This window comes from Kitasatospora sp. Ki12 (assembly GCF_054601375.1).
Window position 1 is genome coordinate 1828637 of sequence record NZ_BAAIHT010000001.1, and the last position, 26730, is coordinate 1855366.

General features: G+C 73.4%; 21 protein-coding genes. 3 read left to right on the forward strand and 18 right to left on the reverse strand.

Annotated elements, in window-relative coordinates:
• Window positions 1–87 precede the first annotated feature (87 nt).
• Both ACYP53_RS07960 and ACYP53_RS07965 read left to right on the forward strand, forming a co-directional pair.
• Window positions 88–753: a hemerythrin domain-containing protein gene (locus ACYP53_RS07960; RefSeq protein ID WP_459647010.1), complete on the forward strand. Its 666-nt coding sequence runs from the start codon at window positions 88–90 to the stop codon at window positions 751–753.
• Between the two features lie 73 nt (window positions 754–826).
• Complete coding sequence (locus tag ACYP53_RS07965) at window positions 827–1219, forward strand: DUF4267 domain-containing protein (RefSeq protein WP_189913370.1); 393 nt, start codon at window positions 827–829, stop codon at window positions 1217–1219.
• A 35-nt stretch (window positions 1220–1254) separates the two neighbouring features.
• Here ACYP53_RS07965 and ACYP53_RS07970 read toward each other — a convergent pair whose 3' ends face one another.
• Window positions 1255–1449, reverse strand: a complete 195-nt coding sequence (locus ACYP53_RS07970; RefSeq protein WP_189913368.1) for a hypothetical protein — start codon at window positions 1447–1449, stop codon at window positions 1255–1257.
• 177 nt (window positions 1450–1626) lie between these two features.
• Between ACYP53_RS07970 and ACYP53_RS07975 the strand changes: the two genes are divergently transcribed.
• The gene (locus ACYP53_RS07975; RefSeq protein WP_189913367.1) at window positions 1627–2472 is read left to right on the forward strand and encodes an HAD family hydrolase; all 846 of its coding nucleotides are present in this window, start codon (window positions 1627–1629) and stop codon (window positions 2470–2472) included.
• 51 nt (window positions 2473–2523) lie between these two features.
• On the opposite strand, the gene ACYP53_RS07980 is transcribed toward ACYP53_RS07975, so the two are convergent.
• From ACYP53_RS07980 to ACYP53_RS08060, 17 genes are all read right to left on the reverse strand, one after another.
• Entirely contained in the window at window positions 2524–3456 is a 933-nt protein-coding gene (locus ACYP53_RS07980; protein WP_189913366.1) for a phosphate ABC transporter ATP-binding protein, read from the reverse strand.
• 23 nt (window positions 3457–3479) lie between these two features.
• Window positions 3480–4394, reverse strand: coding sequence for a class E sortase (locus ACYP53_RS07985; RefSeq protein WP_189913365.1), 915 nt, complete (start codon window positions 4392–4394; stop codon window positions 3480–3482).
• A complete protein-coding gene (locus ACYP53_RS07990; protein WP_459647011.1) occupies window positions 4391–6247 on the reverse strand; it encodes a phosphate ABC transporter substrate-binding protein PstS in 1857 nt (618 codons plus the stop codon). Before ACYP53_RS07990 ends, ACYP53_RS07985 begins: the two co-directional genes overlap by 4 nt.
• A 38-nt stretch (window positions 6248–6285) precedes the next feature.
• On the reverse strand, window positions 6286–7515 hold the full coding sequence (gene pstA, locus ACYP53_RS07995) for a phosphate ABC transporter permease PstA (protein WP_459647012.1): 1230 nt from the start codon (window positions 7513–7515) through the stop codon (window positions 6286–6288).
• A gap of 67 nt (window positions 7516–7582) precedes the next feature.
• On the reverse strand, window positions 7583–8614 hold the full coding sequence (pstC, locus tag ACYP53_RS08000) for a phosphate ABC transporter permease subunit PstC (protein ID WP_189913363.1): 1032 nt from the start codon (window positions 8612–8614) through the stop codon (window positions 7583–7585).
• Window positions 8615–8745: 131 nt separating this feature from the next.
• A complete protein-coding gene (locus ACYP53_RS08005) occupies window positions 8746–11430 on the reverse strand; it encodes a hypothetical protein (protein ID WP_459647013.1) in 2685 nt (894 codons plus the stop codon).
• 267 nt (window positions 11431–11697) lie between these two features.
• Window positions 11698–12294 carry a hypothetical protein gene (locus tag ACYP53_RS08010; RefSeq protein ID WP_459647014.1) on the reverse strand — a complete coding sequence of 199 codons (597 nt, stop codon included), beginning with the start codon at window positions 12292–12294 and terminating at the stop codon, window positions 11698–11700.
• A gap of 170 nt (window positions 12295–12464) precedes the next feature.
• Window positions 12465–13499 carry a PstS family phosphate ABC transporter substrate-binding protein gene (locus ACYP53_RS08015; protein ID WP_459647015.1) on the reverse strand — a complete coding sequence of 345 codons (1035 nt, stop codon included), beginning with the start codon at window positions 13497–13499 and terminating at the stop codon, window positions 12465–12467.
• A gap of 459 nt (window positions 13500–13958) precedes the next feature.
• Window positions 13959–14363, reverse strand: a complete 405-nt coding sequence (locus ACYP53_RS08020) for a hypothetical protein (protein WP_189913359.1) — start codon at window positions 14361–14363, stop codon at window positions 13959–13961.
• On the reverse strand, window positions 14353–14766 hold the full coding sequence (locus ACYP53_RS08025; RefSeq protein WP_189913358.1) for a YegP family protein: 414 nt from the start codon (window positions 14764–14766) through the stop codon (window positions 14353–14355). The genes ACYP53_RS08020 and ACYP53_RS08025 overlap by 11 nt, the downstream gene beginning before the upstream one ends.
• 237 nt (window positions 14767–15003) lie before the next feature.
• Window positions 15004–16671 carry a sensor histidine kinase gene (locus ACYP53_RS08030; RefSeq protein WP_308437517.1) on the reverse strand — a complete coding sequence of 556 codons (1668 nt, stop codon included), beginning with the start codon at window positions 16669–16671 and terminating at the stop codon, window positions 15004–15006.
• A gap of 190 nt (window positions 16672–16861) precedes the next feature.
• The gene (cydD, locus tag ACYP53_RS08035) at window positions 16862–20422 is read right to left on the reverse strand and encodes a thiol reductant ABC exporter subunit CydD (protein ID WP_459647016.1); all 3561 of its coding nucleotides are present in this window, start codon (window positions 20420–20422) and stop codon (window positions 16862–16864) included.
• Window positions 20423–20426: 4 nt separating this feature from the next.
• A complete protein-coding gene (gene cydB / locus ACYP53_RS08040; protein WP_189913355.1) occupies window positions 20427–21461 on the reverse strand; it encodes a cytochrome d ubiquinol oxidase subunit II in 1035 nt (344 codons plus the stop codon).
• Between the two features lie 35 nt (window positions 21462–21496).
• A complete protein-coding gene (locus ACYP53_RS08045; protein ID WP_189913354.1) occupies window positions 21497–23041 on the reverse strand; it encodes a cytochrome ubiquinol oxidase subunit I in 1545 nt (514 codons plus the stop codon).
• A gap of 386 nt (window positions 23042–23427) precedes the next feature.
• The gene (locus ACYP53_RS08050) at window positions 23428–24804 is read right to left on the reverse strand and encodes an oxygenase MpaB family protein (protein WP_459647017.1); all 1377 of its coding nucleotides are present in this window, start codon (window positions 24802–24804) and stop codon (window positions 23428–23430) included.
• Window positions 24797–25408: a Uma2 family endonuclease gene (locus tag ACYP53_RS08055; RefSeq protein ID WP_189913353.1), complete on the reverse strand. Its 612-nt coding sequence runs from the start codon at window positions 25406–25408 to the stop codon at window positions 24797–24799. The genes ACYP53_RS08050 and ACYP53_RS08055 overlap by 8 nt, the downstream gene beginning before the upstream one ends.
• A gap of 237 nt (window positions 25409–25645) precedes the next feature.
• Complete coding sequence (locus ACYP53_RS08060) at window positions 25646–26656, reverse strand: LAETG motif-containing sortase-dependent surface protein (RefSeq protein ID WP_459647018.1); 1011 nt, start codon at window positions 26654–26656, stop codon at window positions 25646–25648.
• Between the last annotated feature and the right edge of the window lie 74 nt (window positions 26657–26730).

The following is a 26730-nucleotide window of genomic DNA, read 5'->3' on the forward strand; positions in this document are numbered from 1 at the left end:
CATCGTAGACGGCCCGCCCACCGTCGGACGGCCTTCCTCCAAGTCGCTTCCAAACGCCCTCCAGGAGCCCCCGGCGAGCCTTCTCGCATGGACACCGAGAGCGCACCCGTACAGAACCGCCCGAACACCCGGGAGATGGTGGTCGTCCACCGCGGCCTGCGCCGCGAGTCACGACTGCTGATCGAGCTGGTCGCCACCGTCGCCCCCGGGGACACCGTCCGCGCCCGTGTGCTGGCGGACCACTTCCGCGACTACCGGCTCGGCCTGACCAACCACCACCACGGCGAGGACGCGTTCCTGTGGCCTCCCCTGCTGGCCAGGGTCGACCTCGAAGCCGACCTCGTCCTGCGGATGGAGGCCCAGCACGAACGGGTCGCCGCCACCCTCGCGGCGGCCGGAACCGCCCTGGCCGCCTGGGAGCCGGCGGCCGGAGAGGCGGAACGCGACACGCTCACGGCCGCCCTCGCCGAGCACCGGGCGGTCCTCGTCGAGCACCTGGACGAGGAGGAGACCGCACTGCTCCCGCTCGCGGCACGGCACTTGTGGGCGCACGAGTGGAACGCGATGGGCGAGCACTTCCTGGCCCACACGCCCAAGCCCAAGCTGCTGTTCTTCCTCGGCATGGTCCTGGAGGAGGCCGGTCCGGCCGAACGCTCGGCGCTCCTCGGCGGCCTGCCGCTCCCCGCCCGACTGCTCTGGCACGCCGTCGGCCGCGCGCGGTACGCCCGCGCCACCCGCCGTGTCCGCGGCTGACCGCCCCCGCCCGAACCGCCCCGACCGCCCCTCCGCCCGGACCAACCCCTCCGCACTGAAAGACAGGAAAGCCATGAAGCGCTTCACCACCGTCCTCACCGTCCTGAGCGTCCTGTTCGTCCTGTACATCGGCGTCATCTACCTGCTGGACCCCCAGGGGTCCGCGGCCGGATTCGGCCTGCCGAGCTGGCCGCGGCACGAGGGCACGGGCTTCCTCACCGTCAAGGGCGGGCGCGACGTCGCGACCGGCCTGGGCCTCCTCGCCCTCCTGCTGACCGGTCACCGCAGGGCCGCCGGCTGGATGCTGCTGGGGCTCACCTTCGCGCCCGTCACCGACATGCTGACGGTCCTGGGCAACCACGGGTCGGCCGCCACCGCGTTCGGCGTGCACGGCCTCACCGCCGCGGCGGTCGCCCTGAACGCCGTCCTCCTCCTGCGCGAGCGCCCCGCCCCGGCCGCCGCCTGAGCGGGCGGTGCACGCCTGGACGACCGGGGGCGCCGCTACGGGTGCGGGCGGGTGCGCTGGGCCGGGAGGGCGGGGGCCTCGGTGCGGCGGGCGAGGTCCGCGAGGGTGTGGAAGAGGACGTCACCGAGCAGGACCGGGTCGCGTGAGGTGTCGGTCGCGTCCGGGCCGCCGGAGCCGGGGCCTGGGCGGGCGGTCGGGGGCGGCTGGGCACGGAGCTGGCGAGTGGGCATGGCTCTTCCTGCCGACGGGGTGGCCGTGGGCAGTCCTGCCCGCCGTACGGGGCCGGGACACCCCGGGCCGGGGCGGTTCGGCCGGAAACGGCGCACGAAGGGCCGGATCGGCCCCGCCCGGCGCCCGGCGCGGACCCTGGGGTCCGTCCCGACCGTGCCGGTGACCCGGCGGCGCCGATGGGCGAAGATGGACCGGTGACCGAACCCCGTACCGCTCCCCGCCTGATCGCCACCGACCTGGACGGCACCCTGCTCTGCTCCGGCGGCACCGTGACCGACCGCACCGCCGCGGCGCTGGCGGCGGCCGAGGCGGCCGGGGTGCAGGTGGTGTTCGTGACCGGGCGGCCGCCGCGCTGGATGCAGCAGGTGAGCCCGCACATCGGCGGCCACGGGGTGGCGATCTGCTCGAACGGCGGCGCGGTGGTGGACGTGCGGCGCGGGGAGCTGCTGGAGTCGTTCCCGCTGCCGGTGGAGACCACGCTGGCGGTGGTCGAGGTGCTGCGGGCCAAGCTGCCCGGGACGGCGTTCGCCTTCGAGTACCCGGACGGCTGGGCCCGCGAGCCCGACTACGTGGTGCCGATGTGGGGCGACGACCTGGAGCACGCGATCGGCCCGGCGGAGGAGCTGCTGGGGGCCGGCGGACCGGTCCGGGGCCTGTTCAAGCTGCTGGCCAAGCATCCGGAGCTCGACCCGGACACCTTCCTCACCGAGGCCCGGTCGGCCGCCGGGCACCTGGCGGAGATCACCCGCTCGGCGCCGATCCCGCTGCTGGAGATCAGCGCGCCCGGCGTCACCAAGGCCAGCACGCTGGCCCGCTGGTGCGCCGGGCACGGGATCGACCGCGGCGAGGTGGTGGCCTTCGGCGACATGCCGAACGACCTGGAGATGCTGGCCTGGGCCGGCACCGCGTACGCCGTCGCCAACGCCCACCCGCAGGTGCTGGCGGCGGTGCCGCTGCACACGGTGAGCAACGAGCAGGACGGCGTCGCGGCAGTCCTGGAGGAGCTGCTCGGCCTCGGCTGACCGGGCCGCTCGCTCCCCCGGCCGCAACTCCGACAGGTTGCGGCAACCGCCTTATCCGAAGCGGCCGTTGACATAGTCCGAGGTCCGCTGGTCGCGCGGGCTGCCGAAGATCTGCTCGGTCGGCCCGGCCTCGACGATCCGGCCCGGGGTGTCGTGGGTGGCCAGGAAGAACGCGCAGCTCTGCGAGACGCGCTGGGCCTGCTGCATGTTGTGGGTGACGATGACGATGGTGAGCCGCCCCCGCAGTTCGGCGATGGTCTCCTCGACCCGGCGGGTGGAGGTCGGGTCGAGCGCGGAGCACGGCTCGTCCATCAGCAGGATGTCCGGCGAGACGGCCAACGACCGTGCGATGCACAGGCGTTGCTGCTGGCCGCCGGAGAGCGCGCCGCCCGGGGTGTGCAGCCGGGTGGAGACCTCGTCCCAGAGCCCGGCCCGGCGCAGGCTGGTCTCCACGAGGTCCCGGCGCTCCTCCTTGGAGACCTTGATCCCGGCCAGCTTGAGCCCGCTGGCGACGTTGTCCTGGATGGACATCGCCGGGAAGGGGTTGGGCCGCTGGAACACCATGCCGATCCGGCGCCGCACCTCGGCGGGGCGCCGGCCGGGCCGGTAGACGTCGTCGCCGTCCAGCAGCACCTCGCCGGCGAGGGCGGCGCCGCGCACCATCTCGTGCATCCGGTTGAGGATCCGCAGGTAGGTGGACTTGCCGCAGCCGGACGGGCCGATCAGCGCGGTGACCCCGCCGGCCGGCATCGCCAGCGAGACCCGCTCCAGCACCTTGCGGGTGCCGAACCAGGCGGAGACGTCCCGGGTCTCCAGGCCGGCCAGCGACCCCCCGCCGGGGTGGCCCTGCGGGTGCCGCGGGTCGGCGTACGGGGCGGGGGCGACCGGGGGGAGGGTGATGGTGTCGGCGACGGGGTCGGCCGGCGAGGGGCCGGCCAGCGGGGCGTCGGCCGGCGGGGCAGAGCTCAGTGGTGCGTCGGTCATCGGTACGGTCCTCCGGGCGCGCGTCAGTAGAGGTTGGGCAGCAGGGCGGCGGCGTTCTCGTAGACCGCCCAGAGCAGCGCGCCGACCACCGGCGCGAGGCTCAGGTAGGCGGCCGAGCGCCGCCAGTACCGGGCCAGCACCAGCGCGCCGAGCACCGCGCCCAGCAGGGCGAGCGACCACAGCTGCAGGGTGGCCAGCGCGCCCTTGTCGGCGGCCAGCGCCTTGTCGTACGGGACGGTCGCGGGCCGGCCGCCGGGGTTCTGCTCGGGTTCGCCCTCCAGCCGGGCGCCGATCATGACGGTGGAGCCGGGGATCCAGTCGGAGTCCCCGGTGACCAGCACCATCCGGTTGCGGGCCGGGTCGGCGATCGGGTGGTCGCCGTCGCCGTACACGTTGACGGTGTAGGTGAACCTGCCCTGCCCGGTGGTGGCTTCGATCTTGTCGCCGACCCGCAGCTTGGACAGCTCGGCGAACGGGGCGCCGAAGGTGGCGCCGCGGCCGAAGACCACCGCGACGCCGCGCTGGCCGGGCAGCGCGGTGTCCCGGCGGTGGCCGGGGCCGCGCATCAGGTCCCGGCCGGTGGTGCCCTCGACCACGACGGCCTGGTGCAGGCCGATCGCCGGGATGTCCAGCAGCGCCACCGGGTCGCCGTCGGCGGCCGCGCCGGTCGGGGCGACGGCCCGGGCCAGCTGGTCCCGGAAGGTCTTGTAGGCGGTGGACTGGTAGTGCCGCTCCTGCACGTGCGAGAGCGTGAACAGGTAGCCGACGAAGCCCAGCACCAGCGCGGCCGCCAGGCTGACCGCCCAGGCGCCCTGGAGGAACCGCCGCCGCCCGGGCGGGACGGCGGGCCGGGCGGGCGCCGGCCCGTCGGCCGTGGGCTCCGGCGCGGCGGTCGGCGCCGGCCGCCCGGCCGGCTTCTCCAGCACCGGGGCGGTCACGAGGTGCCGCCCGAGCCGTTGCGGCGGCGCAGCAGGCGCCGCCCGAGCAGCGGCGGGACGAGCACCACGGCGAGCAGTTCGAGCGCGGTGAGGGTGGACAGCGTCCAGTCCTCGGGCTTGCCGCTGACCTCGACCACGTTGGCCGCCACCTCGGTGGCGGCGGCGCCGCGGCCGCGGGCGACCACCTGGCCGGTCTGCGGGTCGATCACGTCCCCGGCGCCGTCACCGGCGTCGCCGGCCGCGTTCGGGTCACCGGCACCGCCGGCGCCGGCCGCGTTCGGGTCGCCGCCGGCCGCGCCGTCGGCCCCACCGGTGCCGCCCGTGCCGGCACCGCCCGTGCCGCCGCCGTTCCCGGTGCCGCCGCCGGATCCGCCCGAGCCGCCCGATCCGCCGGTGCCGCCGGAGCCGCCCGCCGCACCACCGGTGCCGCCGGACCCGCCCGAGCCACCGGCACCGCCGGAGCCCGCGCCGCTGCCGGAGCCGGCCGGCGTCGCCTTGCCGCCCTGCACCACGCAGTTGAGCGGGGCGCCCAGCTTGTCGCACTCGCTGGGCATCGGGGCGTTCTTGAGGACGGTCAGCTCGCCGGCCGCGTTGAAGGTCGGGTTGGCGCAGTTGGAGAGGGTGTTGGGGTCGACCGGGCTGGCGTTGCCGGGGATGGACTTGGTCTGCAGCAGTCCGCCGCGGACCAGGCCGCGCGGGATCGGCGAGTACCCGAGGTCGTCCGCCTTGCCCTGGCCCTCGCACAGCACGTAGGAGAGGAAGCGGCTGAGCGCGGAGCCCTTGTCGTTGTTGAAGCGCGGCGGCGGGGGCTGCGCCGCTCCGGCGCGCGGCACGATCAGGTAGCTGTAGCTGGAGATCGGGTACGCCCGCGGGTCGTTCATGCTGTAGACGCCGTCGAGGTTCTGCTGGAGGTAGTTCGGGTCGTCCGCCGGGGTGCCGTCGTCCACGCCGCGGATCCTGGCGGCGGTGAGCGCGACGGCGACGTTGGAGGCGGTCGGCAGCGAGTAGTAGCCGGCCGCGTTGAGCACCTTCACGACCGGCCAGTTGCTGCGCTTGGCGAAGGCGTACTCGTCGTAGCCGATGGTGCCCTGGTTGCCGGGGGACTTGATGTAGCCGGCCACCACGTCGGAGCCGTTCTGGGCGGTCATCCGGCCGGAGGGCGGGAAGAACTCGGTGTAGTCGCCGCAGCTGACGCCGTTGACCGACGTGCAGTAGGCGTCCCACTGGTCCTTGTGGGTGTGTTCCATCCAGCGGGTGAACTGCGCGGTGGCGCCGGAGCCGTCGGAGCGGATCACCGGGGTGATCTGCAGGTTGGGCAGGGCCTTGCCGTAGTCGGCGGTGATCTTCGGGTCGTTCCAGTTGGTGATCTTGTTGGTGAAGATGTCCACGATGGTCTGCGGGGACAGCCGCAGGTCGCGGACCTGCTTGCCGCCGACCACCAGGTTGTACATGAAGGTGGTGCCACCCGCGGTGATCGGGACGTAGGAGAAGCCGTAGACCGGGTTCTCCCGGTCGCCGCCGCCGTTCGCGTGGCCGTTCTGCCCGAGGCCGGTGTCCGGCGCGGAGCGGAACGGCACGTCGGAGGCGGTGAAGTCGTCCTGTCCGATCGACCACTGGGTGCGGCCGGCCGCCGAGCCGACCGGGTTGAAGTTGATCTGGATGCCCTGCGGCGACACGTCCTGCCGCCACTGGTCGATCGCGGGGCCGGCCCAGCTGGAGCCGTCCGCGCTCAGCGAGACGGAGGCCGCGTGGGCCGGGGTCTGCCCGAGCAGCAGGGAGGCCGTGGCGAGCGACAGGGACATCGTCCCCGCCAGCAGCCGGGCCATGGAGCGCCTTGCGGCCTCCCGGAACATGTGAACTCCTCTGGTACGGAGGGTGGTTGGACGGGACATCAGCGCTCGGCCCGCGGTGGGAGCGCGTACGGGCGGGCCACTCCGCCGGCGGCGGCCGCCCTCTGCCGGCGGGCCTCCCGGTCGAACCGGCGCCTCTGCGCCCGGGTCAGCTGCCCGGGCCTGCGGCCGCCGAGCACGCGCGCGGTGACGAAGAGGATCAGGACCACGCCCATCAGGGTCAGACCGGCCGCGAAGCCGCGCGCGATCATCCCGTCGTACGGCTGCTTGACGTAGTTCCAGATGTACAGCGGCAGCGAGACCTGGTGCCCGTCCACGGGGCTGCCGTTGAACTGCGCGGTGAAGCCGGAGGTCAGCAGCACCGGCGAGGTCTCGCCGACGCCGCGCGCCATGCCGAGCACCACCGCGGTCACCAGGCCGGGCCGGGCGGTGGGCAGCACCACGTTCCACACCGTGCGCCACTGGCTGCCGCCGAGCGCGTACGAGGCCTCGCGCAGCGTGCCGGGCACCAGCCGGATGACCACCTCGGCGGCCCGGGTGACGATCGGCATCATCATCACGGTGAGCGCGAGCGAGGCCGCGAGGCCGCTCTTCTCGAAGCCGAAGGTGATGATCACGACGCCGAGGATGAACAGGCCGGCCACGATGGACGGCAGCGCCGTCATCGCCTCGACCAGGGTGCGCACCGGGCGGGCCAGCCGGCCGCCGACCTCGGACATGAAGACGGCCGCCGCGATGCCCAGCGGAACGGCGAACAGGGTGGCCAGGCCCAGCTGTTCGAGCGAGCCGACGATCGCGTTGAGGGCGCCGCCGGAGGTGAGCGGGTCGAGCGGGCCGGTGTGCTCCATCGACTCGGTGAAGAAGTTGAGGTGCTGGGCCGCCTCCCAGCCGCGGCTGCCGACGTAGCCGATCTGGTCGGCGATCAGCCCGACCACCAGCAGCCCGGAGCTCCAGGCGACCACGGCGATCAGCCGGTCGCGCACCATCATCGGGTTCCACTGGAGCCGGCCGAGCAGGTAGTAGCCGGCCAGGAAGAGCAGGTACCAGCAGACCAGGAAGCCGAAGGCGCCGCTGAACGGCAGCACCCGCTCGTACAGCACCCAGTCCAGCGCGAGCGAGCCGGTCGCGGCGCCCGCCACGGTGAGGACGTCGTCGCGGGTGACGCCGCCGATCCGGATCCTCTTCTCGGGCCGCGGCGGGTCGACCGCGGCGGGCGCGGGCGCACCGGCGGGCCCGGACGCCGCGACCGGCGGCAGGTCGAGCGTGGTCATCGGTTGGTCCCTTCACGGTTCGGTCGGCGGCTCGCCCGGGCGTCGTCGTGCTGACGGTCCGTCATGGTCAGTCCGCCGTCGCGGCGCCGGAGCGCGAGCGGTTGATGACGATCCCGGCCAGCACGTTGACCAGCAGGGTGAGCGCGAACAGCACCAGACCGGCGGCCATCAGCGCGGAGAGCGACAGCGCGTCCGACTCGCCGAAGCGCAGCGCGATCAGCGCGGAGATCGAGTTGGCGCCGTTCTCCAGGATGTGCGTGATGGCCTTGAAGTTCGGCGAGATGATCAGCGCGACGGCGATGGTCTCGCCCATCGCCCGGCCGAAACCCAGCATGACCGCGCCGATCACGCCGCCCTTGCCGAACGGCAGCACCACCGCGCGGACCATCCCCCAGCGGGTGGAGCCCAGCGCGTACGCGCCCTCCCGCTCGCCCTGCGGGGCCTGGGAGAAGACCTCCCGGCTGAGCGAGGTGACGATCGGGATGATCATCAGGGAGACCACCACGCCGGCGATGAAGGTCGAGGAGGTGTACGAGGTGCCGATGTCGCCGATGCGCACCTTGAGGAAGGGGATGGTGTCGCCCAGGTGGTTGGCCATCCAGCGGACGAAGCCGATGATCCGCGGCTGCAGGAAGAACAGGCCCCACAGGCCGTAGACGATGCTGGGGATCGCCGCCATCAGGTCGACGAGCGAGATCAGCGCGGCGCGCAGCCGCACCGGCGCGTACTCGGAGATGAAGATCGCGGTGCCGAGTGCCACCGGGACGGCGATGACCAGCGCGATCACCGCGATCAGCAGGCCGTTGGGCAGCACGGCGGCGATGCCGAAGTTGTGGGCGGCGGTCTGCCACTTCTGCTCGGTCAGGAAGGACCAGCCGACCGTGCGCAGCGCGTCGGTGCCGCGCAGGATCAGGAAGAAGGCGATCAGTCCCATGATCGCGAAGACCGAGAGGCCGGCCAGCCGCAGCACGCCGCGGAACACCCGGTCACCCGGGGTCGCGGGGGCGGTGACGGTGCGCGGGACGTCCTGGTCGGGCCCGTGGCCGGGTTGGCGTGGCGCCCCGGCGTACGGTGCCGCGGGCTGAGCGGCCGATGTCATGGTGTGCTCTCCGTGCTCGGGAACGGACGTGCTCGGGAACGGGCGTGCTCGGTGAGGGTCCGGGGCGCTGCCTCGGCGGGAGGGAAGCGCTCGGCGGGGCCGGAACGGACGGCCCCGCCGAGCGCGCTCCGCTACTTGCGGCGCAGCCGCGACCACTGGGTGCGGGCTCCGGCCAGCACCTTCGCGCCGGCCGGGGTGCCGCCCAGGAAGAGCGCGGCCGGTCCGCCGACCAGCAGCACCAGGCCCGCGATCAGCGCGATCGGCAGCAGCAGCCGGGCGGTGCCGGGCCGGTCGGGCACCGGGCTGCCGACCGGGGCCGCGGCGAGCGGGCCGCCGGAGGGAGCGGCGGAGGGGGCCGCGGTCGCGCCGGGCTTGCCGCCGGCCGCCGGGGTGCCGGGCGCCGCGGCGCCGCCGGCCGTACCCGTGCCGGTGGAGCCGGTGCCGGACAGGCCGCCGGACGAGCCACCGGACGAGCCACCGGAGGAACCGTCGGAGGAGCCGAGGCCGGTGCCGCCGGAGGCCGAGCCGCCGCCGCTGCCGGCGGTACCGGTGTCGGTGCCGGCGGTGTTCACCGGGCCGGTGCCGCCGGTCGTGCCGCCGGTGGCCGAGCCGCCGTTCCCGCTCTCCGGGGTGCCCGGGTCGGTGCCCGGGGCCGGGGGCGCGGTCTGGTTGCCGGGCAGCTTGCCGTCCTGGGCGGCGACGTGCTGGACCGCCTCCTGGGCCTGCTGCCGCTGGGCCCCGTTCAGGGCCAGGTAGCCCTGGGCGAGCTGGCCCGGCGCGAGGCCGTAGGTCTGGCCGTCGGTGGTCACCGTCCTGAGGAACTGCGCGATCGAGGCGGCCTTCGCGGCGGGCACCCCGCCGGTCGGCACCATCGCGTACTGGACGACGCTCAGCGGGTAGGCGCGCTGGTCCCGCGAGAACGCGGTGTCGGGCGTGCCGTACGGCAGCTGCTGGACCCCGGTGGCGGGGTCGGTCGGCATGTCGGCGACGGCGGCCTGGAAGCCGGCCGTGGAGGGCGACACGTAGGAGCCGGCCGGGTTGAGCAGCGCGGCCTCGGGCAGCGAGAACGCCTTGGCCTGGGCGGTGTCCATGATGGCGAGCATCGCGCGCTGGCCGACGGCCTGCACCGCGCAGGGCTTGTGGCCGTTGGTGACGGGGTCGATGTTCGGGTCCTGGCAGTTGGGCTGGCTCTGCATCAGGTTGCGGGCCACCCGCCCGATGCCGTCGAGGGAGGGGTTCCACTCGTACTGCTTCCAGTGCCGGAGGTCCACGGCCGTGCCGTCCCGGTCGGGCCCGGTGAAGTCCTGGGTCTGGAAGGCCTCCGACGGGTAGCCGGCGAACTTGGGCTTCAGGTAGAAGCTGTCGACGCGCATGCCCCACGGGTCGGGCTCACCGTCGAGGAAGCGGGCCGCGTCGGGATCGGCGGCCACCCAGGAGGTCACCAGGTAGGTGAAGTCGGTGGTGCCGCCGGGAACGCCGGGGTAGATCGTCAGGATCCCGCCGCAGCTCTTCGGCCAGTGGATCCCGTTGGCCGCGGTCTCCGGGTTGAGCTGCTGGAACTCGGGGTCGGTGAAGAGGCAGGTCGGGTTGCCGGCCACGGAGGGGATCGTGGAGCCCGGGGACGCGTAGGACTGGGTCAGCAGTTTGGCCAGGAGCCTGGCGTTCAGCCTCATGTCGCGGATCTGCCGGCCGGTCGCCGGGTCGTCGACCACGTACGCGACCGAGATCCCGGTCGTGGCGAGCGGGGCGTAGACGTACGGACGCGGGGGCGGGGAGCGGTCCGGCCGCGCCGTCAGCGCGACCTCGGTGCTGCCGCTGCCGCCCAGGAAGGCCGCGCGGGCCTGCGGCTCACCACCGGCCGGGACGTAGCCGACGGTCATCGGCGAGCTGCCCAGGCAGAGCCCGGCCCGCCACTGCTGCATGGCCCGGTTGGCCAGCTCCAGTCCGGCCGCGCCGAAGGCCTGGTCGCTGGCCGCGCAGGAGTCCGCCGTGGGGGCGAAGCTGAGCGGGACCACGGTCCGGTGCTTCCAGGCGCACTGCTCGCTGGTCCGGTTGCCGGTCTTCCAGTTCTGGAAGGCGGGGCCGGGCTTCATGATCCCGTCCGCGGCGGTGTAGCCGTCCGGATCGTCGTCCAGGTCGTGGAACTCGCAGTCGGCCCCGCCGTTCTGGACCTGGAAGAGGTCCAGCGGGTCGCCGCCGTAGTTCGGCTCGACCACCAGGGAGCACGGGTGGGTCGCGTCGCAGCCCAGCGTGGCGCTCTCCTTGGCGCTCCACACCTCGATCGAGGCGGTGCCCGAGCCGTCCGGCCCGGTCGCGGCGATCACCTGGTTGGTGGGCCACTCCGGCGTCTCCAGGTGCGTCGGACGGGGCGGCTGCTCGAAGCCCTTCGCCGGGTCGCCGCCGTAGAGGGTGCTGCCGTAGCAGTCCGTCACCGCCGGGTCGGTGCCGCGGCACTGGTAGATCCGCACCGCGTAGAGGATGAAGTTCGACTCCTTGACCGCCACCTGGACGGGGGCCTTGGAGCCCAGCGAGACGGTCGGCGTGAAGCCGCTCCAGGAGACCTGGAGCACCTGGTTGGTCAGGTTGGCGGTCTGGGAGACCGACACGCTGCCCTCGGGACCGTACGTCTTGGTGGCCGGGATCCAGACCTTCGGGCCCTTCACCGTCATGGCCGAGTCGGCGTGTGCCTGCGGCACCGCGCCCAACCCGATCGGAACGACGGCGAGCGCCGCCACCACGGCCTTGACGAGCGCCAGCGCCGGTAGTCGGCGACGCCACCGCCCTCGGCCTCTCGGGTCGGGTACGCGGTTTCTCATGGCGGGGCCTCCGGGAGGTGCGGGCCGCCGAGGAGAGGCGGCGCGAGGGCGTCGATCGCGCTGGGGACGGACCATTCCGTGCGTACTATTCGGCCAGCCGGACATGGCGGGATCCGGTCGGCCAGATGTACGAGACCACAACGCGGCGACTCCGTACCGGAGTTGGGAAATCCGCAAGCGGCGGGCTCGCGCCGAGGCACGGGCCCGCCGGTCAACGGCTCGGTGCGGCGCAGTTCAGTACGCCGGGGTGCGGGACAGCGGCGCGGTTCAGTGCGCCGGGGTGTAGGAGAGCGCGAGCGAACCGACCTGCTGGCCGGCGGTGAAGAAGGTGGTGCCGAGCTTGGCGTCGAGGTACGTGGCGCCCTCGGCGTCCACCTGGAAGCTGGAGGAGTTCAGGTTCTGGGTGAGGCCGTTGCGGTTGATCACGTTGTCCCCGGCCGGGTCCAGGAGCGGGACGGGGGTGGTGGAGCCGTTCGGCACGGCGGTGAAGTAGCCGTTGGCGACCGAGAAGTCGAACTGCTTGAAGGTCACGCTCCTGCCCGTGGAGAGGTTCAGGAAGAGCAGCCCGCCGCCGAACTGCACGTCACCGTAGAAGGCCGGGATGTTCGCGGCGCCGCCGCTCACCGGAAGGGTCACGGTGAGCCCGGCGTTCGGGTCGAAGGTCGGGTTGGCGGGCTGGAGCGGGATGACCACGATGCCCTTGAGCGCGGCGGCCGACAGGAAGTTCACGTCGGTGGTGATCACGGCCTGGCCGGCGGCCGGCGTGGTGGCGGGGGTGTCCGCGACGGCCGCACCGCTCACGGCGGTCAGGGCGAGGACGACGGCGGCGCCGGTCGAGGCCAGGCGGGCGCTGATGCGGGTCATGCCGAACTCCTTGGGAGAGGGAGAGGGGTGATGGCCGGTCGTGCGGTTCGACGGAGCTCGGGAGGAGCTCATGCGCGGCTGACGCCGCCGCGGGCCCCCGTTCCGGCGCCCCACCGGGCCGGCGGCCGCGGGGACGAGGCCCCCGCGGCCGCCGGTGTGGTGCGGGTGGTTCAGGAGTGGGTGACGCTGCCGCAGGCGAAGGAGGACAGCGGCAGGAAGCCGAAGCTCTTGATGGTGGTGGCACCGTTGGCGCAGATCCAGCCACCGCGGCCGAAGATGGCGCGCAGGGTGGTGCCGTGGACGTCGGTCGCGGTCCACTCGGCGTCACGGAAGACGTTGTAGACCACGCGGGCGTACGGGGTGGCCGCGAACGCGGAGCTGATCGTCTTGTTCACGGTGTCGACCGGCGCGGTGCCGTCGACGGAGCGGATGGTCAGCGGGCCCTGGACGTCGGCGCCGCTGCCCTTGCCGAAGTAGACCTGGCCGATGTAGTGGGCCACGGAGTAGGGGACGAGCGAGTTGACGTCGGCCAGGGCCGGGTCGCTGCCCTGGTTCTCCTGGGTGCCGCTGGTGACGCAGGCGCCCGGGTTGACCGCGGTGCCGCCACCGATGGTGGTCAGGAAGAAGGAGCGGGTGCCGGAGCCGGTCTGCGGCAGGAACGGCTTGATCGTGGCGTTGGGGAGCGACGCGTTGATCTGGGTCCAGTTGGTGACCGTGCAGGTGTAGATGTCCTTCAGGTTCTGCGTGGTCAGGTTCGCCGGGGCGTTGCCGCCGGACGGGGCGGCCCAGGAGACGGCGTCCTTGGCCAGCGCGACGAAGTCGTCGGTGGTCGGGTCGGTCGGCTGCGGGGCGCGCGAGGAGCGGGCGAAGTCCACGGTGGCGCTGGTGTTGGCGTTCAGCGCGGTGATGCCGGCGCCGGAGCCGTTCGGGCGGGTGATCGGGGTGGCGCCCGACTTGGTGGTGATGGTGCCGGCCGGGATCGCGTCCCAGCTGTACAGGTGGGGGGCGCTCGGGTTGGTGACCGTCGCGTTGTAGTCGGCGGAGAGCTGGTTCAGCACGGCCTGGGTGGTGTCCGAGCCGACGCCCACGATGTCCTGGGAGTGCGGCAGGACGGCCGGGTCGGCGGTGGCGGTGCCCGCGAAGACGGTGGCGAGCGAGGTCGCCAGCGCGGCGGCGGCAAGCAGGTTGGCAGCGGTCTTACGCATGTTTCTCTTCCTCCGGTGGGAGAGACGTCCATCGCGTGAACCCGTACTCCGGTCGGGAGTCCGGGGCCGGTGACCGCGTCCGCTGCGGCCCGTCCGGCAGTGCAGATCCTGTCCGCCGGGCGGGTTCCGCCGGAAGGGAGGCCGAGCCCGGCCGGGGATTGTCGACTCATCGGTTCAGCGAGGTTTAGGCACTGGTCAGCGCGGACGCGACCGGGTCGGAACCGGGCCTCCGAACAGCGTCGACGTTCTTCTCCAGGAAGCTGCTCGGGGTGTTGCCGGAAACCTCGGCTTCACCGGAAACGCACGAACGAAGCAGCGTCCACGACGCATGGCCGGCGAACCACCGCACTACGGCGGCGAACCACGGCGCGGGGCACGACGAATCACGGCGCGGGGCACGGCGAATCACGGCCGGGGACAACGGCTCGGGAGCGACGGCCCGGCAACGACGGTGACGGACTACAGCGGCCGGCGGCCGTCGCGCCCGGACCGGCGCGACTCCTGCCCCACCCACCGCAGTCCGGCCAGGAACCCCTCGATCCCCGCCTGGCACTGGTCGCGGCGCAGGTAGCCGCGGGCGCTGCGGGCGACCGGAACGGCGGAGGCCGCCCCCGGCCGGGTGCTTCGCACCGGCAGGTAGGCGGCCCAGACCCACTGGCGCCCCTCGGACTGCCCGATCGAGCAGCGGAGCGCGGCCCGCTCGATCAGCAACTCTCTCACCGCTTCCGAGAGTTCGTCCTCGCTGCGGTACGTCCGCGCGCCCACGCCGAGCGGCCGCCCGTTGGCGGCGCGCAGCGCCCAGCCGAGGCAGCGGTCGGCCGCCGGAACGATCAGCAGCCGCGGACCGCGCCGTTCAGCGGCCATCGGTGCGTCTCAACGGCGCGGCACGGTCGGGCAGTTCGCGCGGCTGCTGCTTGGACAGCAGCACCACGAACCGCCGGAAGGCGTTCTGACAGGTCGCGTACCGCTCGTACGCGCGACTGGACCGCACCTCGGGGAGCTCGCGCGACTCCGGGATGACCCAGACCCAGCCGATGCCGTCCCGGACGTGGGTGATGCGGGCGGTCAGCTCGACCGCCCCGGTCCGCAGGCCGTCGAAGCCGCGCTCGGCCTCCGCGGCCGTCTCGAACGCGGCCGGGGTGATCGCGACCACCCGGCCGTTGGGCGCCTTCAGTTGCCAGCGGTAGCGCCCGTCCGCGGCCCGTTCGGTGCGGAACCCCCCTCGACTTGCCCCTGCTGCGGTGTACCCGCGGCCGGCAGCTTCCACTGCCCCCTCCGTCCGGTCGCCCCTCCGGTTCCCCTCCGAGACGGAGCAAAGCTATGTGTGCACACGGAGCCGGTGAAAGCCCAGAACGTTCACAACTTGCGCTGTTGGTCGGGAAGTTCTCCCTCGTTTAACTTTCACTTGTTCTTGCCCGAAACCCTCCTCGGTCCTCCCCGGGCGGGTTCCGGACGGAAAGTGCCGAGATCAAAGCGCTGGTAAAGGAGGGAATCGCGACCGCGCTCAGAGCCGGGCCGTCCAGCGCACTGTGGTGCCCTTCCGGTAGGGCCCGCGCTCGTGCCAGGCGTCGCCGCCGAGCGCCTCGGCGCGGCGGGTCAGGTTGAGCAGTCCGCTGCGCCGGCCGCCCGCCGGGATGCCTACGCCGTCGTCGGTCACGGAGAGCAGCACGCCGGGCCGCCCGCTCCGGTCCAGCGACTCCGGGTCGCCGCCGACCGGCCGGCCGTCGTCGCCCAGGTGGACGGTCGCGTCGATCTCCACGCCGACCCGGGAGGCCCGGGCGTGGCGCGCCGTGTTGGAGAGCATCTCCCTGAGGGCGGCGAGGAGTTGACGTCCGGTCTGGTCGCCGACCAGGCTCTCCACCGGCCCGACGAAGCTCACCGAGGGTTTGAAGCCGAGCGCCGCCGCGGCCTGGCTGGCCTCCCGCAGCACCCGGGTGCGCAGGGTGTCGGGCGCGTCGCCGTGGTTGTCGTGCTGGAGGGCGTAGATGGTGGTGCGGACCTCCTGGATGGTGGCGTCCAGTTCGTCGACCGCCTTGCCGATGCCGGTCCTCACCTCGGGGACGACCGCCCGCCGGGCCGCGCTCTCCAGCATCATCCCGGTGGCGAACAGCCGCTGGATCACCAGGTCGTGGAGGTCGCGGGCGATCCGGTCGCGGTCCTGGAAGACGGCGAGGCGCTGCTGGTCGCGCTGGCCCTCGGCGAGCCGCAGGGCGAGCGCGGCCTGCGAGGCGAAGGTCTCGGCGAGCTGCTTCTCGCCGTCGGTGAACGGCAGCGCGCCGCACGGGCGCCAGACGCAGAGCCCGCCGAGCACCCGCCCGGCGGCGACCATCGGCACCGCCATGGACGGGCCGAAGCGGCGGGCCAGCCGCATCACCACGGTCGGGTCGCTGGACATGTCGTCGAGGTGGACGCTCTCCCCCTCCAGCAGCCGGGCCGCGAAGCTCTCCTTGGGCAGCAGCTCGCCGCGGACGAACTCGGCCACCTCGCCGGAGGCGTGGGCGACCCGCATCTGCCCGTCCCCCTCGCCCTCCGGGCCGGTCGGCAGCAGGATCATGCCGAGCGCGGCGTTCGCCAGCTCCCTCACCTGTTCGGCGGCGACGGTCAGCGCCGTCTCGGCCTGCTCGGCGGAGAGCAGCGCGGTGGTGACGGCGGCGGCGCCGGCGATCCAGCGTTCGCGGCGGCGGCCCTCCTCGTACAGCCGGGAGTTCTCGATCGCGACGCCGGCCGCCGCGGCGAGCGCGTGCACGACCTGCTCGTCCTCGGGGGTGAAGGCGCCGCCGCCCTTCTTCTCGGTGAGGTAGAGGTTGCCGAACACCTCCTCGCGGACCCGGATCGGCACGCCCAGGAAGGTGTTCATCTGCGGGTGGTGCGCCGGGAACCCGGAGGAGCGCGGGTCGGCGCCGAGGTCGGTCAGCCGCAGCGGTTCGGGGCGGTCGATGAGCACCCCGAGGATGCCCCGGCCGGCGGGCAGCTCGCCGATCCCGGCGGCGGTCCCGTCGTCCACGCCGACGTGGATGAAGTCGGCCAGTCCGGTGCCGCCGGGGGCGATCACGCCGAGCGCCGCGTAGCGGGCGTCGACCAGCTCGGCGGCGCCGGTGGCGATCCGGTGCAGGGTGGCGTGCAGGTCCAGGCCGGCCCCGATGGAGACCACCGCCTCCAGCAGCCGCTGCATCCGGTCGGTGACGGCGGCGGCCGACTGCAGGCGCTCGGCGACCTCGGTGACCAGGGTGTCCAGGCCGAGCGAGGCGATCTCGGGCACCCGGTGGGGTGTCTGCTCGGGAGCGGCCTCGGGCTCGGGCTCGGGAGCGGCCTCGGAGAGGTCCGGCGTGGGGTCCATGCAGAAAGCCTAGTTTGTACGGTTTTCAGATGAAGCTTGGCGCGACGGCCGCCACCGGCCCGGCCGCCGGCAGCCTGTCCGCCGCCAAGCCGTCCGCCTCCAGCAGCCCGTCCGCCTCCCGCTCCCGCCGCCACATGGCGTGCAGCCGCCCGTCCGGGTCGGCGACCAGCTCGGACCAGCGCCCCCGCTCCACCACCCGGCCGCCGTCCAGCACCAGCACCTCGTCCACCGTGGCGTCGCCCAGACCGGCCAGCCGGTGGGTGATCAGCACGGTGCTGCGGCCCGCGGTGGCGGCCAGCAGGTCGGCGGTGAGCGCGTCGGCCGTGGGCAGGTCGAGGTGTTCGGCGGGCTCGTCCAGGACCAGGACGGGGAAGTCCGCGAGCAGCGCCCGAGCGAGTGCGAGCCGTTGGCGCTGGCCGCCGGACAGCCGGGCGCCGTGCTCGCCGACCATGGTGTCCAGGCCGTCCGGCAGGCCCTCGGTCCAGTCCAGCAGCCGGGCGGCGGCGAGCGCGGCGCGCAGCTCGTCCTCCCCCGCTCCGGGCCGGGCCAGCCGCAGGTTCTCCCGCAGCGAGCTGTCGAAGACGTGGGCGTCCTGCGCGCAGAGCCCGATCACCCGGCGGACGTCCTCGCCCGCGAGCGCGCGACTGTCCACAGCCTGTGGACGACCGTCGGCGAAGGTGACGGTGCCCGCGCCCGGCTCCAGGAAGCGCAGCAGCGCCTGGGCGAGGGTGGTCTTGCCGGAGCCGGACGGGCCGACCACGGCGATCCGGCGGCCGGGCGCGAGGTCGAGGTCGACCCCGGCGAGCGCGTCCACCGCCTGTCCGGGGTACCGGACGGTCAGCCCGCGCACCGCGATCGGCAGCGGCTGCTCGGGCAGCTCGGCCGGGCCCTGAGGTTCCGCCACCGGGGCGGGGGCGTCGAGCACCTCGTCCAGCCGGGCCCGCGCGGCGCGGCCGCGCTGGCGGGCCTGGACGGCGAGCGGCATCCCGGTGACCGCCTCGAAGGCGGCCAGCGGGGTCAGCACCACCAGGGCCAGGCAGACCGGCGCCAGCGCCCCGGCGCGCACCCCCTGGACCCCGACGGCCGCCGCGGCCGCCACCGTCAGCCCGGTGAGCAGCGCGATCAGCCCGGTGCCGAGCGCCGTGGTGGCGGCCGAGCGGGCAGCCAGCCTGGTCAGCGCGGCGTCGGCGGTGCGGACGGCGGCCAGCCGGCCGGGCAGCGCGCCGGCCACGGTGAGTTCGGCGGTGCCGGTGAGGGCGTCCACCACGGCGGTGGCCAGGCGGCCGCGCGCCGGGGCCTGCCGCCGCTCGGCACCGGCCGACCAGCGGGCGGCCAGCGCGGGCACCAGGACGCCGGCGAGCAGCAGCCCGAGGCCGAGCACCGCCCCGGCGGCGGGCAGGAAGGCGGCCAGGGCCACCGTCGAGGCCAGCCCGACCAGGCCCGCGACGGCGGCGGGCAGCCGCCAGCGCAGGTAGTGGTCCTGGACCGCGTCCACGTCGGCGACCAGCCGGGAGAGCAGGTCACCGCGCCGGAAGGCGGGCAGCCCGGCCGGGGCGAGCTCGCTCAGCCGCCGGTAGACGGCGGCCCGCAGGGTGCCCAGGGTGCGCAGCACCGCGTCGTGCGAGACCAGCCGTTCGGCGTAGCGGAAGACGCTGCGGCCGATGCCGAAGGCCCGTACCGAGGTGACGGCCATCATCAGGTAGAGCACCGGCGGCATCTCGGAGGCGCGGGAGATGAGGTAGCCGGAGGTGGCCATCAGCGCGACGGCACAGCCGAGGGCGAGGGCGCCGAGCAGGACGGACAGGGCCAGCCGGGGCGTGGCGCCGGTCTCGGGTTCGGGCTCCTCGGGGACGGCGGGGGCGGGCGTCGGGCGGCCGCTGTGGGAGAGCGGGGTGAGCGGAGCGGTGGCCGGTACGGCGGTGGCCGGAAGAGCCGGGGCCCCGGCGAGCCGGACCCGGTGGTCCGCGACGGCCAGCAGCGCCGGCCGGTGCGCGACGATCAGCACGGTGCGCGCCGGGTCCTCGGCGAGCGCCCGGACGGCGTCCACGACGGCCGCCTCGGAGGCGCCGTCCAGGTTGGCGGTCGGCTCGTCCAGCAGCACCAGCGGCCGGTCGTCGGCGAGCAGCACCCGGGCGAGGGCGAGGCGCTGGCGCTGCCCGGCGGAGAGCCCGGCGCCGTCCTCGCCGAGCCCGGCGGCGAGGTCGGTGACGAAGTCGAGCGCGTGGGCGGCCCGCAGCGCCGTCCACAGCTGGGCGTCGGTGGCGCCGGGCCGGTAGAGCCGCAGGTTGTCGGCGACCGTCCCGGCGAACAGGTGCGGGTGCTGCGGCACCCAGGCGATCTGCCGCCGCCAGCTCTCCGGCTCCAGCTCGGCCAGCTCGTACGACCGGCCGTCGGCGGCGGTGATCCGGACGGTGCCGGCGCCGGGGGCGGTGAGGCCGAGCAGGACGGCCAGCAGGGTGGACTTGCCGGCGCCGCTGGGGCCGGTGAGCGCCGTGGTGGTGCCCGGGCGCAGGGTCAGCGCGGCGCCGTCCAGGGCGGGTTCGGTCCGTCCGGGGTGCCGGACGACCAGGCCCTCGGCGTCGATCCGCGCCCCGGCCAGGGCGGGGGCGGGGACGGTGCCGGCGGCGGGCAGCGGGGTCTCCAGCACCCGGAACAGCTCGTCGGCGGCGGTCAGTCCCTCGACGCTGGAGTGGTAGAGCGCGCCGACCTGGCGGATCGGGACGTACACCTCGGGGGCGAGGACCAGGATCAGCAGCCCGGTCTCCAGGTCGAGGGTGCCGTCCACCAGCCGGAAGCCGACGGTGACGGCGACCAGCGCGACCGAGAGGGTGGAGAGCAGTTCCAGGGTGAAGGAGGAGATGAAGGCGATCCGCAGGGTGCGCAGGGTGGCGCGGCGGTAGTCGGCGGTGATCCGGGCGATGGTGGCGGCCTGGGTGCGGGCCCGGTTGAACACCTTGAGGGTGGGCAGCCCGGCGACCACGTCGAGGAAGTGGTGCGAGAGCCGGGCCAGGGTGTTCCACTGCCGGTCCATCCGGGCCTGGGTGGCCAGCCCGATCAGCACCATGAACAGCGGGATCAGCGGCAGCGTGCCGGCGATGATCGCGGCCGAGGTGAAGTCGGCGCCGACGATCCGCAGCAGCACGATCACCGGCACGACCACGGCCAGCGCCAGCTGCGGCAGGTAGCGGGCGAAGTAGTCGTCCAGGGCGTCGACGCCGCGGGTGGCGAGGGTGGTGAGTTCGCCGGTGCGCCGGCCCGCCAGGTAGGCCGGGCCGAGCGCGGTGGCGTGGTCGAGCAGCCGGCGCCGCAGGACGGACTTCACCCGGGCGACGGACCGGTGCGCGGTGAGTTCGGTGAGCCAGCCGACCAGCCCGCGCCCGACGGCCGTCAGGGCGAGCAGCAGCAGCGGCGTGGTCAGTTCGCCGGGCGTCGCCCCGCGCTGGAAGGCGCGGACGACGATCTCGGCGAGCAGACTCGCCTGGGCGACCACCAGGGCCGCGCCGGCCGCGCCGAGGAGCACGGATCCGGCGAGGAAGACCCGGGTGGTGCGGGCGTACCCGAGGAGTCGGGGGTCGACCGGCTTCATCGCGTCATCCCCGGTCGAGCGGCGCGGCCGGGGCGGCGGGGGCGTGCCCGGGGATGTGCTGGACGCCGATCCGCTTGCGGAACACCCAGTACGTCCAGCCCTGGTAGAGCAGCACCAGCGGGGTGAAGACCGCGGCCACGACGGTCATCAGCTTCAGCGTGTACGGCGAGGAGGCCGCGTTGGTGACGGTCAGGCTCCAGCCGTCGTTCAGGGTGGACGGCATGACGTTCGGGAAGAGCGCCAGGAAGAGCATCGCGACGGCGGCCACGATGGTCGCCCCGGAGAGGACGAACGCCCAGCCCTCGCGGCCCAGCTGGTTGGCGGCCAGGGCGCCGACCAGGGCGAGCACGGCGACCACCAGGGCGACCAGGCTGCGCCCGTTGCCGCTGTGGCCCTGCGTCCAGACCAGGAAGACCAGCGCCAGCACCGCGGCGGCCAGCCCGGCCCGCAGCGCGGCCCGGCGGGCCCGCTCACGGATCTCGCCGACCGTCTTGAGCGCGGCGAACACCGCGCCGTGGAAGGTGAACAGGGAGAGCGTCACCAGGCCGCCGAGCAGCGCGTACGGGTTCAGCAGGTCCCCGAGGCCGCCGACGTAGTTCTTCTGCGCGTCGATGTCCACGCCGCGCACGATGTTCGCGAAGGCCACGCCCCAGAGGAAGGCCGGCAGGAGCGAGGTCCAGAAGATGGCCTCCTCCCAGTTCCGCTGCCACCGGGCGCCGTCCCGCTTGGCCCGGTACTCGAAGGCCACGCCGCGGACGATCAGGCAGACCAGGATCACCAGCAGCGGGATGTAGAAGCCGCTGAAGAGCGTCGCATACCAGTCCGGGAAGGCCGCGAAGGTGGCGCCGCCGGCGGTGAGCAGCCAGACCTCGTTGCCGTCCCAGACCGGGCCGATGGTGTTGATCAGCACCCGCCGCTCGGTGGTGTTCCGGGCCAGCGGCTTGGTCAGGATGCCGATCCCGAAGTCGAAGCCCTCCAGGAAGAAGTAGCCGATCCACAGGACCGCGATCAGCACGAACCAGACGTCGTGGAGTTGCATGTCAGATCCTCAGTTCCGCAGTTCCGCAGTGGTCCTCAGTAGGCGAAGGCGAGCGGCTTGTCGGCGTCCTCGTCCGGGGACGGTCCGCGCAGCGAGGGGTCCTTGGTGGGCGGCTGTTCCGTCACCACCGGGCCGGCCTTGGCGTACTTGACCAGCAGCCGGACCTCGACGACCGCGAGGATCGCGTACAGCGTGGTGAAGGTGACCAGCGCCCCGATCTGGGTGCCGACGCCCACGTTGGGGGAGACCGCGCTGGCCGTGGTCATCAGGCCGAAGACGGCCCAGGGCTGACGGCCCATCTCGGTGAAGATCCAGCCGAAGCTGTTGGCGATCAGCGGGAAGCCCATGGTCAGGATGCCGATCCGCCAGCTCCACCTGGTCAGCAGCGGGCTGAGCTCGCGCCCGGGGGTGAGCATCAGCCGGGGCACCTCGGTGTCGCCGGTGCGGAACTCGGGGCGCAGGAAGAGCTTCCTCCGGGTGGTCCAGAGGCCGATCAGGCCGGCCAGGAAGGAGGTCATCCCGAAGCCGATCATGAGGCGGAAGCCCCAGTAGGTGACGAAGATGCTCGGGATGTAGTCCTTGGGGTCCCCACCGTGCGCGGCGGCCTCGGCGGCCGCGGTGTCGTTGATGCCGGGGACGGCGGAGCTGAAGTCGCTGTGGGCGAGGAAGGACAGTATCCCGGGGATCTCCAGCTCGACCGAGTTGTGGCCCTTGCTGACGTCGCCCACCGCGAAGATCGAGAACGGCGCGGGCGCCTGGGTGTCCCACAGGGCCTCGGCGGCGGCCATCTTCATCGGCTGCTGCTCGAACATGACCTTGCCCAGCTCGTCGCCGCTGAGCGCGGTGCCGGCGCCGAAGACCACCGCGAGCACCAGGCCGAGCCGCAGCGAGGTGCGCATCGAGGCGGTCCTCTTCGGGTCGGCGGTCTCGGGCTTGCGCTTGGCCTTCCAGAGGTGGAAGGAGGAGATGCCGACCATGAACGCCGCGCCGGTGAGGAAGGCGGCGGTCAGGGTGTGGGCGACGACGGTGAGGGTGGTGTTCTGGAACAGCACCTTGGCGATGTCGGTCAGTTGCGCCTTGCCGGTGGCCGGGTCGATCGCGTAGCCGACCGGGTGCTGCATCCAGGAGTTGGCGGCCAGGATGAAGTAGGCGGAGAGCACGGTGCCGAGGGCGACCATCCAGATGCAGGCGCAGTGGATCTTCCTCGGCAGCTTGTCCCAGCCGAAGATCCACAGGCCGATGAAGGTGGACTCGAAGAAGAAGGCGATCAGCGCCTCCATCGCGAGCGGGGCGCCGAAGACGTCACCGACGAAGCGGGAGTAGTCGGACCAGTTCATGCCGAACTGGAATTCCTGGACGATCCCGGTGACCACGCCCATCGCGATGTTGATGAGGAAGAGCTTTCCCCAGAACTTCGTCGCGTGGAAGTACTTCTCCTTGTTCGTCCGCACCCAGGCGGTCTCCAGACCGGCCACCACGGCGGCCAGGCTGATCGTGAGCGGAACGAAGAGGAAGTGGTAGACGGTGGTGATGCCGAATTGCCATCGCGCGATGGTCTCGTGAGCGATTGCCAGTTCCACGTCGCCCTCTCTCCAGCCTGCCCGTGTGATGACGGGCGCATTCCGGACAAACATCTTCTATAGCCGTGGACCGCCGACGAACCACGCAAGCTTGTCCGCTTGTGAACGTGAACACGTTCACAAGGCTCAGTATCCACCATGCTTACGGGGGAACCGCAGGTGGGGTGGCGTACACGGTCCTGTGCGATGCGTCACGGTTTACGTCACGGTTCGCGGCGCGGTGCGCGGGCGGCTCGCGGGCGGTGCGCACAGTCTGCGGACCGGCCCGGCCGGAGGCAACGAACGACCGGGCGGATGCCGTCCCGCTCTTGGCCGAACCGGCGCTTGACAGGCCGACGCCCCGCTCGCGTCGGCGGGCGGGGCGTGCTACTGCCTGACAGCTCCGGTCAGGCGCGGCCGAGGAGCTGGGTGCCCGAGGTGGAGCCGGCGCGGGCGGTGAAGAACTCGGTGAAGCCGTGCAGGAACTCCTCCCGGGTGATCCGCCCGTCCCCGTCCGCGTCCAACTGGCGGAACCCGTGCGACAGCTCGGCCGGGTGCACCCGCGGGCCGCCGAACACCACGCGGTACTCGTCGAACTCCAGGAAGCCGCTGCCGTCGGTGTCCGCCGCGGTGAACACCGCCCGCAACGCGGGCAGCAGCCCCTGCTCCAGGTAGGCCTCGTCCCGGTCGCAGCCGGCCAGGGTGGCCGCCACGAACTCCTCCCGGCTGACCCTCCCGTCACCGTCGGCGTCCATCGCCGCGCGCAACTGCTCCCACCAGCCCTCGAAGGCCCCGTGCACCCGGGCCTCCCCCGCCTCGTCCAGCTCCAGCTGCCAGCACACGTTGTGCGCCATCGCCCGCAGGTCGTGCACGGTGACCCAGCCGTCGCCGGTCTGGTCCAGCACCTCGCGGAAGAACCGGTCCAGCCGGGGCCCGCGGGTGTCCCGGTGCGGACGGTAGCGGCGGGGCGGCCGCTCCTCATCCGCGGAGCGGTAGCGCAGCCGGTCCGGCAGGATCCGGACGAGCGCCCCCGCCCCGCGGTGCAGCACGAAGGACAACACCGCGCCGCGCCGGGTGGCGGCCAGCCCGAACCGCTCCCGCACCGCCGACGGCAGGTCCGCCACCGTCAGGTCGTGGATCACCCGGGCCACCAGGAGCCGCACCACCCGCCACCCGGCGTCCCCGAGGAACCACAGCCGCCGCGGCCGGGGCGCCTCCCGCAGCAGGTCGCCCATCAGGTAGTGCGCCGCCTCGGTGAACTCCAGCCTCTCCCGGGCGTACCGGGCGAAGTAGGCCGGCAAGTCCTGCGCCGTGGCGGGCAGTTCACCCTCCGGCAGGCCGAAGGCGGCGACCGCCTCGGTGAACTGCGCGTACGCCTCCTCCAACTGCCCCGCGTCGTACGGGTCCCCGCCGCGGCGCCGCATCTCGACCACGCACTCGAAGAGCGTCAGCAGCACCCACGCCCTGGTCCCGGCGTCCCGGGCGTCGTACGACCGCCCGTCCGGCGCCGTCCCCCGGATCCGCTTGTGCGCCCGCTCCAGCCGGGCGACCTCCCGCGCCAGCGACTCCGCGTCCTGGTAGAACAGCCGCCGCCCGCTCCCCAGCGTGTGCTCCACCCGCCGCCACGGATGCGCCCGGTACGTCGAGTGCTCCGCCATCCCGGCCCCCACCACCGGATCCGCCCCCTGCAGCACCAGCAGCCGCCATGCCACCAGCAGGATCCGCCACTCGGACAGGTCCCGCTTGAACGACACCGAGCGGTCGGCCACTGCGCGGTCAGTCACGGCGCTCGCCGGTGATCTCGGGGCCGATCACGAAGCCCTTGGCGGGGCCCTCGGGGATCACGGCCTCCTTGCCGTAGGGGATGCGGGCGGAGTACTCGTAGGCGCGACGCTCGCGGTCCGGTCCGGTGAGGATGGTCACGATGCCACCGTCATCATGGTCATCGATGATCACGTACACCGGGATGCCTGCGGCGGCGTAGGCGCGAACCTTGAGGACGTGGTCGCGCTTACGGGCCTCAGCACCGGGAGAAACGGTCTCGACGACCAGCGGTACACCGGAAGCCAGTACCCCCACGCCCTCGGGGTGCTCGATCTCATCGACATCGTCCGGCGCCACGAAGACATCCGGAATGAACACCTTGAGGCCGGCAATGACGTTGCCGTCCTGCGCAGGCCCGTACCCGGAACCCCTCAGATGGTCGTACAGAGCCCGCCCCAGCCGCCTGTTGACAGTGAAGTGACGAACTCCGCCGGTGGGTGACAACGTGATCGTCCCCTCAATGATCTCCGCGTGGAAGCCCTCGGGTACGTCCATGGACTTCCACGCCTGCCACAGCTGCTGGTCCAGGTTCACGACGGTCCTCTCGGCAACGAGCGCGCTCATGGGGACACCCCTCTTCCCGTCCAGTGTGATCAGCCCGTGCGAGTCCGCACAAGCAACGGCTGCACGGTCGCACACGACCGAGGGGCCGACCGGGTGAACGGGGTCCGGTTCACCCGATCGAGGAGTTTCGGGGCCGGGAACGGCGGAACCGCAGGACGGGCGGGGCCTGTCCTGCGGTTCCGGTGGGGTGCGGGGCGGTTCGCGGCCTCCTCCCGAGCGGGCGCGAACCGGGGTGGGTCAGCGGGTGGTGCGGGCGGCCGGCTTGCGGCGGGAGACGTAGAGGGCGGCGGCGCCGAGGCTGATGGCGAGGCCGGAGCCCAGGGCGAGGTACGGGGTGGCCGGGCCGGAGCCGGTCTCGGCGAGCTCGGTGGTCGAACCGGTGGTGGCCGCCTGGGTGGTGGTGGCCGCCTGGGTGGCGGAGGTGGTGGTGGCCGTCGTGGTCGAGGCCTTGGTGGTGTCCGAGGCCGGGGTGACGGTGGTCGGCTTCTCGACGGGCTTCTCCACGGGCTGCTCGACCGGCTTCTGCACCGGCTGCTCGACGGGCTTCTCCACCGGCGTCTCCACCGGCTTCTCGACCGGCTTCTGCACCGGCTGCTCGACGGGCTTCTCCACCGGCGTCTCCACCGGCTTCTCGACCGGCGTCTCCACCGGCTTCTCGGCGGCCGCCTTCGCGTCGGCGAGTGCCTTGTCGGCGGCGGTCTTGGCCGCCAGGGCCGCCTTGGTGGCCTCCTGGGCGTCGACGCCTCGCATGAACGCCGCGACCCTGGCGTCGTCCATCGCGGTCTCGGCCGCGGTCACGGCGGCCTTGGCCTTCTCGACCACGGCGAGGGCGGCGTTGGCGGCGTCGAACGCCTTCAGCATCCGCTCCCTGGCCTTGGGGAGGTCCTCCTCCTTGGCGGTGCCGTAGGCCTGGGCCGCCTCCTCGGCCTCCTTGTCGGCGGCGGCCTTGGCGGTGGCGGCCTTGGCCGCGGCCTCCTTGGCCGCCTTGAACTTGCCGAGGTAGGGCTCCGGGTTGTCCATGAAGGCGGAGGACTCGGCCTTGACCTTGGCCTCGTTGGCGACGGCGGCCTCGTAGGCCTTCGCGGCGTCGGCGGCGGCCTTCTCCAGCTCGGCGATCGAGCCGCTGTCGCTCTGGGCCCGCGCCACCGGGGCCGTCCCCGCGAAGGCGGGTGCCGCGGAGAACACGGCGGCGGGCGAGAGCACGGCGGCGAGGACGGCGGCCGAAACCAGGGAACGGCGGAGTTTCACGATGACCTCTTTCGGGTCGGAATGAAAGCAGAAGCCTCGGTCCGGACAGGTCGTGCCGGCCGGGCAGAGCCGAT